11 protein-coding genes are annotated in these 12546 nt (G+C 46.8%); 6 read left to right on the forward strand and 5 right to left on the reverse strand.

Translation table 11 applies throughout. The features are described 5' to 3' along the window. Positions 1–106 precede the first annotated feature (106 nt). Positions 107–1321 carry a glucose-1-phosphate adenylyltransferase gene (gene glgC / locus MTO69_RS14260; RefSeq protein WP_248335068.1) on the forward strand — a complete coding sequence of 405 codons (1215 nt, stop codon included), beginning with the start codon at positions 107–109 and terminating at the stop codon, positions 1319–1321. Positions 1322–1474: 153 nt separating this feature from the next. On the opposite strand, the gene MTO69_RS14265 is transcribed toward glgC, so the two are convergent. Further along, positions 1475–2362 (reverse strand): AraC family transcriptional regulator, encoded by an 888-nt coding sequence (locus MTO69_RS14265; RefSeq protein WP_248335631.1) that lies wholly within the window; start codon positions 2360–2362, stop codon positions 1475–1477. A gap of 133 nt (positions 2363–2495) precedes the next feature. Here MTO69_RS14265 and MTO69_RS14270 point away from each other — a divergent pair, with 133 nt between their 5' ends. Further along, positions 2496–3644 carry an iron-containing alcohol dehydrogenase gene (locus MTO69_RS14270; RefSeq protein WP_248335069.1) on the forward strand — a complete coding sequence of 383 codons (1149 nt, stop codon included), beginning with the start codon at positions 2496–2498 and terminating at the stop codon, positions 3642–3644. A 79-nt stretch (positions 3645–3723) separates the two neighbouring features. Here the strand turns inward: MTO69_RS14270 and MTO69_RS14275 are convergent, their stop codons facing one another. Next, positions 3724–4248: a GNAT family N-acetyltransferase gene (locus MTO69_RS14275; protein WP_248335070.1), complete on the reverse strand. Its 525-nt coding sequence runs from the start codon at positions 4246–4248 to the stop codon at positions 3724–3726. Beyond that, positions 4245–7145 (reverse strand): TMAO reductase system sensor histidine kinase/response regulator TorS, encoded by a 2901-nt coding sequence (torS, locus tag MTO69_RS14280; RefSeq protein WP_248335071.1) that lies wholly within the window; start codon positions 7143–7145, stop codon positions 4245–4247. Before torS ends, MTO69_RS14275 begins: the two co-directional genes overlap by 4 nt. Positions 7146–7225: 80 nt before the next feature. On the opposite strand from torS, the gene torT reads away from it, so the two are divergent. Together torT and MTO69_RS14290 are read left to right on the forward strand one after the other, a co-directional pair. Further along, positions 7226–8239 (forward strand): TMAO reductase system periplasmic protein TorT, encoded by a 1014-nt coding sequence (gene torT / locus MTO69_RS14285; RefSeq protein WP_248335072.1) that lies wholly within the window; start codon positions 7226–7228, stop codon positions 8237–8239. Between the two features lie 12 nt (positions 8240–8251). After that, on the forward strand, positions 8252–8707 hold the full coding sequence (locus MTO69_RS14290; protein WP_248335073.1) for a methylglyoxal synthase: 456 nt from the start codon (positions 8252–8254) through the stop codon (positions 8705–8707). A 428-nt stretch (positions 8708–9135) separates the two neighbouring features. On the opposite strand, the gene MTO69_RS14295 is transcribed toward MTO69_RS14290, so the two are convergent. Together MTO69_RS14295 and MTO69_RS14300 are read right to left on the reverse strand one after the other, a co-directional pair. Further along, positions 9136–9816 carry an HAD-IA family hydrolase gene (locus tag MTO69_RS14295; RefSeq protein WP_248335074.1) on the reverse strand — a complete coding sequence of 227 codons (681 nt, stop codon included), beginning with the start codon at positions 9814–9816 and terminating at the stop codon, positions 9136–9138. 161 nt (positions 9817–9977) lie between these two features. After that, entirely contained in the window at positions 9978–10478 is a 501-nt protein-coding gene (locus tag MTO69_RS14300) for a flavodoxin (protein WP_248335075.1), read from the reverse strand. Between the two features lie 156 nt (positions 10479–10634). On the opposite strand from MTO69_RS14300, the gene MTO69_RS14305 reads away from it, so the two are divergent. Next, on the forward strand, positions 10635–11105 hold the full coding sequence (locus MTO69_RS14305; protein ID WP_248335076.1) for a CreA family protein: 471 nt from the start codon (positions 10635–10637) through the stop codon (positions 11103–11105). Positions 11106–11214: 109 nt separating this feature from the next. Further along, the gene (locus tag MTO69_RS14310) at positions 11215–12519 is read left to right on the forward strand and encodes an inosine/guanosine kinase (RefSeq protein WP_248335077.1); all 1305 of its coding nucleotides are present in this window, start codon (positions 11215–11217) and stop codon (positions 12517–12519) included. Positions 12520–12546 lie beyond the last annotated feature (27 nt).

The raw sequence follows: 12546 nt of genomic DNA on the forward strand, positions 1-12546 counted from the left end.
TCTCCTGCTACTCTAAGTCCTTAATAGTACGTCGTTTTGTAGTTGGCTCATTTCTTGAACTAAGCTTAATACCTACGTATTCCCTACGCGCTATATGGAGATTCCAATGCAAGACGTTCTCACCGTGATCCTCGCCGGTGGTATGGGTTCACGATTAAGCCCCCTAACCGATGATCGTGCCAAGCCCGCTGTACCATTTGGGGGCAAATATCGCATTATCGATTTTACCCTTACCAACTGTCTTCACTCAGGCCTTCGTCAAATTCTCGTTCTTACCCAATACAAATCGCACTCATTACAAAAACACTTGCGAGATGGATGGTCTATTTTCAACCCAGAATTAGGTGAATTTGTTACTGTCGTACCGCCGCAAATGCGTGGTGGCGGCAAATGGTATGAAGGCACCGCTGATGCTATTTACCACAACTTATGGTTACTTGAGCGAAGTGATGCTAAACACGTGATTGTTCTATCAGGCGATCACATCTATCGCATGGATTATGCGGAGATGCTCAAAGCCCACATTGAAACTAACGCCAACCTGACCATTGCTTCGATGGCAGTGCCGCGCAAAGATGCTTCGTCCTTTGGCGTTCTTTCAGTGGATAGCAATCAGCGTGTCAGTACCTTTACCGAAAAACCCGCTAACCCTGAAGCTATGCCAGGGAGTGACGACACTAGCTTGGCTTCGATGGGGATCTATATTTTCGAAATGGAAACCTTGCAGAAAATACTCCGTGACGATGCGAGCAACTCACAATCATCCCACGATTTTGGAAACGACATTATTCCGAAACTGATTGACGAACAACAAGTCTATGCCTACAACTTCTGCTCTGACCGTGGCCGTGTCGATCGCGATTGCTACTGGCGCGACGTGGGAACGATCGATTCATTCTATCAGGCCAATATGGACCTGCTGGAACCCATTCCACCGATGAACCTTTATCAACCGAATTGGGGGATTCGCACCTATGAACCGCAACTGCCGCCGGCGCGGACTGTATCGTCAGCAACAGGCAACGAAGGGATCTTCATCAACTCAATGATTGCGAGCGGTGTCATTAACTCCGGTGGCTCAGTGCAACACTCGATCATTTCATCCGATGTGCAGATTAACGATAGCGCGACTATCGTCGATAGCATCATCTTTGGCGGGGTGGAAGTCGGTGAAGGCTGCAAGTTGGTTAACTGCATTATCGATAAACACGTTAAGCTCCCCCCATACACGGAAATCGGGCTCAATCCGGCAGAGGATGCTAAGCGATTCCATATCTCAGAGAATGGTATCGTCGTAGTACCAGAGAGCTATCAGTTCTAAGGTTAAAGCCTTTCTATCAAACCGATAGAAAGGCTTTTTTCAAGGAGAGTGACTAGATCTCCTATAGGGGAAACGAGAATAATTCTCTTTGGTTATACTACCGAAACAGCGCAGGATAAACACTGTAAACAATGTGACATTGCATTTCCTCGTTTAGCTACTTAAGTTCACTTCCTTTGGGGTGGCGTTGAAATGACGCTTGAACTCTCGAGAAAATTGCGAGGTACTGTTGTAGCCCACCAACCTTGCCGCATCACCTACCTTTAACCCCTCAAGTTGAATCAATTCTCTGGCTTTGTTGAGGCGAACCTTCTTAATGTACTGAATCGGTGACGCTGAGGTGACACTGCGAAACGCATTGTGGAAGGCGGAAATGCTCATATTCGCGCTTTGAGCCAGATCTTGGACCGTGACCGTCTGATTATAGTTCTGATGTAAGTATTCCAATGCCTTAGCCACTCTCGCGTAATGACCCTCGTGACGGGCGAGATCAAACAGTACGTGCCCTTCTCTGCTCATTAGTGCCCGTAAGGTTAACTCTTCCATCAAATTCGCACCAAGAATTGAGGCCTCAATCGGATGACATAACGCTTTCATTAACCGCAGACACACATCGAGCATCTCATCGTCCATCGCTACCGACTTTAAACCAGTACAGGCTCCACTGTCATTACATGGCTTATAGCAGCCCTGGCTTTCAAGTTGGTTGACTAAGCGGTGCAGTACTTGTGCATCGATATCTATGCTTAACCCGAGTAAAGGCTCACCATTTTCGGCGATCGCTTCACACTCCAGAGGCATAGGTACGCCCACCACGAGGTAATCATCCGGCCCATAGCGCACAGGGTCATTGCCCAAGTAGATATTCTTAGTTCCCTGACCGAGCACAATCACGCCCGATTGATAGACAAACGGTTGGCGTTGATTACCTTTGCTACTGCGATAAAAATGCACGCCATCGATCGCCGTTTTGCTGATGCCCTCTAACTGCTCTAAGTTGTTTTGTGCAACATACACTTTCATCCAGTGTGCTAATGACATCATTGTTCACCATAAAAATAGAAATAGGCATAATTATCGGAGAAATTGACCTTTATTTAGCCCAATGTCAATACTAATATGCACAATGAAATTGAACACAATGTTCCTACACGGAAATAAGAGGCAACCTATAATGCAATTTTCCTATGTAAATCCTACTCAAATTCATTTTGGTCAAGGTCAGATCAAAGCCATCGCAAGTGCTATTCCAACCGAGCAAAAAGTGTTGGTCATTTATGGTGGTGGTTCAATTAAACGCAATGGCGTCTATGACCAAGTAAGCCAAGCGTTAACTAATCATCAGTGGACTGAGTTTTCCGGTGTAGAGCCAAACCCGACCAAAGAGACGCTCGATAAGGCGGTTGCCATTGTTAAAGAGCAAGGCATTGATTTCATTCTTGCTGTTGGTGGTGGTTCGGTTATTGACGGTTCTAAATATGTTGCCGCAGCAGCAAAATACCAAGGTGACGGCTGGGACATTATGGTTGGTAAACACCATGTGACCTCTGCTGTGCCACTGGCTGCGATTCTCACTTTGCCTGCGACGGGCTCTGAGTCGAACATGGGCGCGGTGATCACCAAAGCGGAAACACACGACAAACTTCCGTTTATGACTCCGCATGTTCAGCCGAAGTTCGCGGTTATGGACCCAGACGTGATGAAAACATTGCCAGAAAAGCAACTTATCAACGGCTTGGTCGATGCTTGGGTACACGTTTGTGAACAGTACTTAACGGTTCAACATGGCGCAATGGTACAAGACGGCTATGCCGAAACTCTGCTGAAAAACCTCAAAACGCTCGCCGACCAGTTCGAGCAACGCGACAGTGATCAATGGCGCGCTAACCTGATGTGGACAGCAAACCAAGCGTTAAACGGTTTAATTGGTGCAGGTGTTGCACAAGACTGGGCAACACACATGATTGGTCACGAGTTTACTGCGCTTTGGGGCGTGGATCATGCTCGTTCACTGGCCATCGTTCAGCCTTCATTGCTGCGTAATCAGTTTGCCGTTAAAAAGGCGAAATTAGAGCAGATGGGACTTAACGTATTCGGTCTAGAACCATCAGATAATCTTGCCGAAGAAACCATCAAAGCGATTGAAGCGTTCTACCAGTCGCTTGGTGTGGATGTACAGTTCAGCGGATACGAGGGCGACAAACAACACGCTGTCGATTCGGTGATTAACCAACTTGAGCAGCACGGTATGGTCGCACTAGGTGAAAACCAAGCCATTGATCTTAACCAAAGCCGTAAAATCTTAGAGTTGGCGATTGCCTAAACGAGTTAATTAATAGACAAAAAAGCAGCGAAAGCTGCTTTTTTTAATAGGATAAAAATCGTTGGTACAAACAAGGTTGTTACCCAACCTGATAACGATAGATCAGGTCATCGTAATAACGACCACCGATTTGATACGCATTTTTTTCGCGCTCTTGGAGTGTAAAGCCCGCCTTCTCCAACACCTTGCACGACGCAATATTACCATCGGTCACAATTGCGTTGACTGCATCAATCGGCAGTTGACGCGTCGCATGCTCAATCAGAGTGATCAAAGATTCCGTGCCATAGCCTTTGCCGTGATACTCGGGCAAAAGTAAGTATCCGACTTCAACCTGCTTTGGATTCTGTTCAGCGATACAAAGCCCAGTGATCCCGATCGCTCGTCCACTGGTTTTTTCTCGAATGACCAAGCACAACCAATGCTTACTCGGCCAAGACCACACTGGCAAGCGAGACTCAAATCGTTGACGAATTTCCTCTACACTGGGTTGATCAAAAGCGTAGCGAATCACTTCATCATCTTGGTGCAATCTTTGAAAAAGCGGCCAATCTTGTTCGGTAATTGCACTCATTAGTAATTGATCAGATTCTAAGTGATTCATTCGGTCTCTCTTTTGATTAATGTGTTCAATGCGTGCTGGGCGGCAGCCACACTCTCTTGAAGCGTAATCCGCTGAGTTGAATAGGCGCTGAGTGGCTGCGATGATTGTTCTATGCTCAAACAAACTTCATGCAGCGCCCCTAACCCTAAGCTGCCTGCAGAGCCTTTTATCTTATGGGTCAATTGCTTGATTTCTTCAGCATCATTCTGCTCATAGGCCTGTTCGAGCTCAGTTAAGCTTTGCTGCACTCCTTGCTCAAACAAAGTCACGATAGCATTGATTTTGTCAGCACCTAACACCTCTAGGTCGGCCAATATCACCGCAGGGTCGATGATCCCCCCATCCGCGGCTGGGCTCTGCGCTGAGTACGAAACGCTATACTGTACCAATGGGCTAGACTCCAAACGCTGTTGAATTAGATGACATAGCGCCTCTTTATCGAGAGGTTTAGGAAGATAGCCATCAAAGCCTGCTGACAAGTAACTGGCCACCTCTTCATCATAGACATGCGCAGAGACCGCAATCAGTGGGATGCCTTGATTTAATTGCTGCTGCTGAGCGCACTGTTTTAGCTCATGCAACAACTCTACACCGTTACAATCAGGCAAGTTGATGTCAAGTAATGCAATATCGAATGCTTGAGAGGTAAACACCTCTTTAGCCTGTGCACCATCAACAGCAGTGACCACCTCATGGCCTAGGCTGGCCAAAAACCCTTCTGCGACCATACAGTTGATCGGGTTGTCTTCTACCAACAATACACGAGCCTTAATGTTACTGTCGCTCACAGTTTCGATTTGCTCTACGCTTTCACCTTTTGCCAAAGGCACACAGAACCAGAAACGGCTGCCCTCGCGAAGCTCAGACTCCACTTCAATCTCACCGCCCATTGCATCAACTATACGCTTGCTGATCGCTAGCCCTAACCCCGTCCCTCCTTTACAGGCTTGAGTTGGCCCAGCCTGAGTAAAGGCATCAAACAGATTGGGGAGCGCAGCAGGATCAATTCCGATTCCAGAGTCCGACACTTCAAAACAGACCCAACCCGGTCTTTCAGAATCATTGGCAACGTATAAGTCTATATGACCGGTGTCAGTAAACTTAATTGCATTGCCGACTAGATTATTCAGCACCTGACTGATTCGCGTCGCGTCGCCTAGCCAAAACCTATCTACGTCACTTTCAATCACACAACTGAGTTCAAGCGCTTTCTCTTGGGCCTTTGCTGTCATCAGTTGCATGGTGTCATCGACCATGGCGTGCAAATTAAAATTAACTGGGCGTATCTCTAAATGCCCCGCCTCAATTTTTGAATAATCGAGCACATCGTTAAGAATGGCCAACAGATTGTTACCGCTACGGTTAATGACATCAACATAACGACTCTGCTGACGATTTAGCCCCGTATCTTTGAGTAATCGTGCCGTACCGAGAACCCCATTCATCGGGGTGCGAATTTCATGGCTCATGGTTGCAAGAAAGGCGGTTTTCGCTCTGCTTGCTTGCTCTGCATTTGCCCGGGCCTCAGCATGGTTTGTCACTTCTTCATTTAGACGTTGGTTCGCTTGGCTTAACTGCAGGGTGCGCTCAGCCACCAACTCTTCGAGGTGTTCTTTGTGCTCTTGTAGCTCCCGTTTGGCCTTGGTTTCACTCTCTGCAACCACTTTTAACACTTTGGCTGTGTTTTGAGCAGTAATAATTGCTTGCCCCATCTGCGCTAGTTCGTCGTTACCCTGCGCATTGATTTCTACCTGCAACTGACCTTTTGCAATCGACATTAAAGCGGATGAATATTCAGCCAGGCGCTTCACCACAGATACATACACCACTTTCCAGATGATCAGGACCGCAATGATCATCCCAAGTAGCGTGATAATAGTCAGCGTGAGCTGAGCGTAGTCGAGCGTTGATTTAAGCGCTTCGACCGCGCGGGTTGTGGAAAGATTTGACTCATCAACAAGCTTACTGACCGTCGCATTAAGCGCCGAAAACTGAGTTAAGGTGTTTTGCATCAATTGCTGTGCGTCACGCTCATTCTGGTCACGGTTTTCTAGAATCTCGAATACGTCAACGCGTTGTTTGAGCTGTTGCAGTAGTTCAACCATCTGCTTTGATCGAGTGGGATCCTCTACCGCATGGACCCGACGATTCATGATGGTGAGATTTTGGTTAAACTCGTCACGTAGAGTTCGAATACGATCGATATCGGAAACAGTGCGCGATTCTTCAATATAGTTAAGCTGCTTAAAGGCTAGTAGGTGAAACTCGTGTAAGCGTTCAGCGAGATCCAGGTCGACCTCCACCAAGGTATCAAGAGCTTGGTAGGCTTGGCTCAGGTTTTGTTGCTCCAACAAGGTGTATATGTGGGTGACATTTGCCACCGCAATGGTAGAAGTGTTAGCGACTTGAGTTCGGGTCAGTTGCTCTAGCTCTTGAGCCAGTTGGCGCAATGCTTCAGTTTGGAGCGCCAATTTTTGATTGAGTATTAACCGCTGCTCAACCGCAATTCCCAGTTGAGCTAAAGTGTCAATGACGCGTTGAACATCGTTCTCTAAACGGTTGAGGAGTTCACCATCAAACGCATCAGAGCCAAGCAGCTTGATATGAGCGAGTAACGATTCAAGCTGAGTGAACAGCTCCTTGCCGGCCTGCTGACGCTGTACTTCAGTTTTGGCGTTGGACAAGGTTTGAACGGAAGAGATGATTCTAGAGCTCAGTTCTGAAACCTGACGCGCTTCAAGCATCGACGGGATCGCGGAGTTGACCACGTTACGCTCTGTTTTCGCCACCAAGCTAAACCCAGAAACCCCTATGACCGCTGACGTTAGCACCAGTAACGCCATGGCCAGAAATGCCAGTAGCAACTTGCGGCCGATACTGGCTTTAGCGAGCAACATTGAAATTCATCACTTCTTAAGCATCCGATAATGCGCTATATTTTGCAGTGTTTGTATCGCCTTTACCAACGAATTACTGCATGCCTTTGATCTTCACACCGAAAATTTGCGCTTGGCTCGCCACCAGCATTACTGTGGTTTTGTTGCTGACACCGAATGCAATGGCGCAAAAAGTGGAGCGCATCTGTGCATTATATCCTCACTTGAAAGATTCTTATTGGCTCTCAGTCAATTACGGCATGGTTGAAGAAGCCAGACAACAACGCGTTGACCTACGAGTTTTAGAAGCCGGTGGCTATCCCAATATTGACAAACAAAGAGAACAACTAGCGCTATGCGTCGAGTGGCAAGCCGATGCGATCATTCTCGGTACTGTCGCGCCCGATCTGTTTAAACAATCACTCAAGCATGAGGTCAATGGCATTCCGGTTTTCGCTACGGTTAATAAACTCATTACCGATGTAGGCAATCAAACTGTGGTTAAAGGCGAAGTGGGTGTTGATTGGTATTGGATGGGTTACTACGCAGGCGACTACCTTAAAACCAAACACCCAAAAGGAAGCGGCAAAGTCCAGATTGTGCTTTTACCCGGACCCAAGTCCAGTGGTGGGACTAAGCCTGTGATACGAGGGTTTTATTCAGCCATCCAAGATAGCGATGTCCAAATCAAACACACCTATTGGGCAGACAATGACAAGGAGTTACAACGTAACCTTGTTCAACAAGTGATTGAGCAGCCAGATATTCAATATCTGGTGGGCAGCGCAGTTGCGATTGAGGCCGCGGTAAGCGAGCTAAGAAGCAGTGGCAAACAACAACAGATAGGATTGGTGTCTACCTACCTGAGTCATGGCGTCTATCGAGGATTATTACGCAACCGAATTGAATTTGCTCCAAGTGATAAAATGGTGCAGCAAGGGCGCTTATCCGTAAAACAAGCCGTCCATTATTTGCGCCATCAACCCTATGAACCCATTGAGGCACCAGTGATCGAACCTCTGACCCCTAGCCAGTTACCAGCCGCGGTCATTGCCGACTCACTGTCGCCATCAGAATATCGACCTACATTTTATATCTATAGTGAACACAATTAGGAATCAGTTTTAATGGATAAAACAACTCGAACCTTACCGGCCCACAAACACATTGCTTTAGTCGCACATGACAATTACAAACCTGAGCTTTTACGCTGGGTAAAAGAGAACAAAGAAAAGCTGCAAGGGCACTTTCTTTTCGCTACCGGAACGACTGGCAGCATGCTGAGTAAAGAGACTGGTCTTGCGATTAAAAGCATGATTAGTGGCCCTATGGGTGGCGATCAGCAAATTGGCGCGATGATCTCTGAATGTAAAATCGACGCTCTGATTTTCTTTTGGGATCCTCTCAACGCAGTACCACACGATCCAGATGTAAAAGCCCTGCTGAGAATAGCGAGTGTATGGAACATTCCGGTCGCGACCAACCGCGCTACGGCTAAATTCTTGATTGAATCAGAACTGATGAACCAAGAAGTCGTTATTGAAATACCCGACTACGACGCCTATCTCGCCAAGCGAACCTAACAACCAACGCCCGCAACTGTGCGGGCGTTTTGTCATCTCATTGGCTTTCACATTCAACAATCCATATATGAGCATTATTTAATATATGAATTGCTTCCCATTCTTGAGCAAATTATCACGTGAAGCTGAGCTCTTTGCTCCGATTAGACTAAGATAGAATGGTTTAAAGCCATTCAACGAATTAGGCTACACCTTGTTTGGCACCACAATAATTACATCGTTTGAATAAACTTTACTTTGCTGCTGAGAATCCAATATGAAAATTAAACTAATTGAATACCCTATTCTCTGCTGTCCGCTGTGCGGTAGCCAAGAGTACTTGCTGTCGGAGAGTGACAACATGTTGTGTGCCGAGTGCGGTTCTTTTTTCGAATCAGTTAGTCAAATCACCCCACCCGCTTCGACGCTCAATCATGGCAGTGAATCAATCACATTGGTTGGCTCACGATGCCATTAGAGGCAGAGATCCACTGTTTTAATTGATGCAGGTTGTCGAAACTTTGGTTTGCGCTTTGATGCACTTTGTCATTTAAACCGCGCAGTTGGATAGTTTCCACTCCTGCGCGCACGCCCGCCTCGAGGCCTTTTGGCGTATCATCCACGTAAAGACACTCTTCGAGCGTGAACCCCATAGTCATTGCACAATAAAGAATTAAGTCGGGCTCGGGCTTCCAACTGTTGGTATCGAACGCCGAAAAAATGACGTCTTCAAAATAGCACGCTAATCCCGTCAGCTCTAAACTACGCTGAACTTTATCTCTCGGTCCATTAGAAGCCACGCAGAACTCAATATCGTGGCGGCGTAAATAGTCGAGTAGCTCAAACACTCCGTCCATAGGCTTGAGTTGTTGGTCAAATAACTGATCGAGAATATCGCGATAGACGGGCTCAAGTTGGTCTAGAGAGACAGAGAGGCCAAGGCGTGCTTGCGTGGCGGTGAGAATATCAGCCAACTTACCCCCTTCAAAATGCTCAACAGCTTGCTCCATGGTTAGAGAGGCATTGAAACGTTTAAAGGTTTCACATAGCGCGAGACAACACAGTCGTTCACTGTCGACTAGAGTGCCATCACAGTCAAATATGACACATTTGATTTGAGAAGCTGCCATCATCAGTACCTTATCTACCTTTAGTCAGCAAATAATAAGGTACGGAGATGAGAATGTAATGATGTGCTTAACACTTTGTTGGATAGCTAGCGCTGTTGATCAAGAAACTTAGAGCACATCACTGTTTGCAGATTGGTGCTCTAAAAAAGCGTGGCTCAGCGCTACTTTTCTAACCAGAGTTGTTGGATCGGCTCGAGCTTAGATGAAGCTTTGCTCACTAGCGCTGCAATAAAATCTTGTTTGCTTGCTGTGCTTTGCGCCTTGACGACCACGTCGGATATCAACGCGTGCTGTTCGTTGACCGTTAAAATAGCGGCAGCAACCGGTTCACCCTGTTGGAAGCCAAGGTATAGTTCACAAGGTGTTGAGTAGATGATTTGAGTGAGGAACTCGACAATATGCTCTTGGTCGGTAGGCTTTTGCCAGCGGCTGGCTTGAAGCAACGCGAACATGACCGTTAAACGGTGGAAATCAACTAAGAATATATCGTCTTGATTAAACGTGGAATCAGTGGCTGAAGCGTCCAGCTCCACAACTTCTTTACCCTCAACCTCTGCACGGTAAAGGGCTAACCCAGCCAAACTCTCTTTCGTCGGAAATTCCACTTCTACTTGCTGATACAGCCATTGGTTTTTGATGTCAGCGATGTTTGGTATCGACATAATGAAGAGTTTACCTGTTGCAAGATCGAAAAGTGTAGCTGAAGCTTACTCGATAAACGCTTGAGGCGACAAGTCTTTTAGCCAAGCATGCACTATCATTCGACAAAAGCTGATATAGTGAGCACAAACAGAACAATTAATTTGGAGAAAGCCAATATGTTCAAAAAACTAGTAGGCACCGCTATCTTGGGCTTAACCTTGGCCGGTTGTTCCGGTGACGAAGTCGGTGACGTCAGTTTGGGCCTTTTTACTATGAAAGACATTAAACTTAATCACATGCAGGATCCTATCGTAACGGGTGTCACTTGCCATGTGGCCTCGATCGAAGCTGACTTTAGCCTGGCAGACCCAAGCGATAGTTCAATATCTTGCCGCCAAACCGGTGAAATTACCCCTGAGATGATTGCGCAGATTGATAAGTCTAAAGACGGTGAAGTGGTGTTTAAGAAATCTAAAAGTATTTTCTTCAAAAGCATGAAGATCCGCCGCATCCTCGACGTAGAGAACCAGACCATCATGTATCTCTCCTATTCAACCAAAGAGACTTCTGGCAGCTTTAAGCACAGTTTGTCGACAGTACCTCTTTGGGGCACCAAAGCGTATGGCTCTTTCTCTGGTGAACAGTAATCGCTGTGGATGGCAAACGCGGTTTGCCATCGCTTTTATGCAATAAATATGAAAGCATGATTACATTTCTGTGATATGATCCCGGAAAATTTCTAACTCTACACACAAAATGAAGTTTCCTGGACAGCGCAAATCTAAGCACTACTTTCCGACTCACGCTCGAGATCCTCTCGTCAATCAAATCACCCAAACGCCAAAACTGTATCGCCCGATTGTGGTGGGTGTGGGTCAAACCATTGTCGATATCGAAGCAAGAGTCGATGATGAGTTCTTGAGCAAGTACGATCTTAGCAAAGGACACTCTCTCGTTCTCGAAGAGAGTAAAGCGGATGCGCTTTATAAAGAGTTGGTTGAGCGTGAACTTATCACCCATCAATACCCAGGAGATACCATTGGTAATACCCTGCATAACTACTCGGTGTTAGCCGACAGCAAGTCGGTCCTGCTTGGTGTGATGTCACGCAATATCGAAGTCGGTTCGTTCGCCTACCGTTATTTATGTCGTACTTCATCTCGAATGAACCTTAACCACTTGCAAATGGTTGAAGGCTCGATCGGTCGCTGTTACACCTTGATTTCAGAAAACGGCGAACGCACCTTCGCAATCAACGAAGGCCACATGAATCAGCTTCGTCCTGATAGCATTCCTGAAGACGTATTCGATAAAGCCTCGGCGTTAGTGGTGTCTTCTTACCTAATGCGTGGTAATCCCGAAGATCCAATGCCCCAAGCCGTTGCGCGCGCAATCGAGATTGCCAAAGCTAAGAATGTTCCTGTGGTCCTCACGCTAGGTACTAAGTGGGTGATCGAGGGCAATGCAAAATGGTGGCAGGAGTACATCAAAGAGAATATCTCGATTCTAGCCATGAACGAAGAGGAAGGTGAAGCGTTAACCGGTGAGAAAGATCCACTGCTTGCTGCAGATAAAGCGTTAGAATGGGTTGATCTCGTGCTGTGTACCGCAGGGGCTGTTGGCCTGTACATGGCTGGCTATACCGAAGAGAGCGTTAAGCGCGAAACTGAATTACCGTTATTGCCGGGTAACATTGCCGAGTTTAACAAGTACGAGTTTAGCCGTGCGATGCGCAAAGCTGACTGCCAAACGCCAATCAAAGTCTATTCTCACATTGGTCCATATTTAGGTGGTCCATTGGAGATCAAAAACACCAACGGTGCTGGTGACGCCGCGCTTTCAGCGTTGCTTCATGATATGGCGGCTAACAGCCATCACAAAGTTAACGTGCCAAACTCATCGAAGCACGATCAGCCTTACCTCACCTACTCCTCGCTTTCGCAAATTTGTAAGTACGCGAACCGTGTCAGCTACGAAGTGTTAACTCAACATTCACCTCGCTTGGCCCGCGCACTACCAGAACGTGAAGATAGCTTAGAAGAAGCGTATTGGGATCGATAATTGACAAAGAGCTGCTTCATGCAGCTC

The organism is Vibrio sinaloensis (assembly GCF_023195835.1).
GTDB classification, from domain to species: Bacteria; Pseudomonadota; Gammaproteobacteria; order Enterobacterales; family Vibrionaceae; genus Vibrio; species Vibrio sinaloensis_C.

What these genes read in the sequence shown, in the direction of transcription:
- glgC (WP_248335068.1), top strand. Translation starts at nt 107, where the DNA reads ATGCAAGACGTTCTCACCGTGATCCTCGCCGGTGGTATGGGTTCACGA.
- MTO69_RS14265 (WP_248335631.1), bottom strand. Translation starts at nt 2,362, where the DNA reads ATGTCATTAGCACACTGGATGAAAGTGTATGTTGCACAAAACAACTTA.
- MTO69_RS14270 (WP_248335069.1), top strand. Translation starts at nt 2,496, where the DNA reads ATGCAATTTTCCTATGTAAATCCTACTCAAATTCATTTTGGTCAAGGT.
- MTO69_RS14275 (WP_248335070.1), bottom strand. Translation starts at nt 4,248, where the DNA reads ATGAATCACTTAGAATCTGATCAATTACTAATGAGTGCAATTACCGAA.
- torS (WP_248335071.1), bottom strand. Translation starts at nt 7,145, where the DNA reads ATGTTGCTCGCTAAAGCCAGTATCGGCCGCAAGTTGCTACTGGCATTT.
- torT (WP_248335072.1), top strand. Translation starts at nt 7,226, where the DNA reads ATGCCTTTGATCTTCACACCGAAAATTTGCGCTTGGCTCGCCACCAGC.
- MTO69_RS14290 (WP_248335073.1), top strand. Translation starts at nt 8,252, where the DNA reads ATGGATAAAACAACTCGAACCTTACCGGCCCACAAACACATTGCTTTA.
- MTO69_RS14295 (WP_248335074.1), bottom strand. Translation starts at nt 9,816, where the DNA reads ATGGCAGCTTCTCAAATCAAATGTGTCATATTTGACTGTGATGGCACT.
- MTO69_RS14300 (WP_248335075.1), bottom strand. Translation starts at nt 10,478, where the DNA reads ATGTCGATACCAAACATCGCTGACATCAAAAACCAATGGCTGTATCAG.
- MTO69_RS14305 (WP_248335076.1), top strand. Translation starts at nt 10,635, where the DNA reads ATGTTCAAAAAACTAGTAGGCACCGCTATCTTGGGCTTAACCTTGGCC.
- MTO69_RS14310 (WP_248335077.1), top strand. Translation starts at nt 11,215, where the DNA reads ATGAAGTTTCCTGGACAGCGCAAATCTAAGCACTACTTTCCGACTCAC.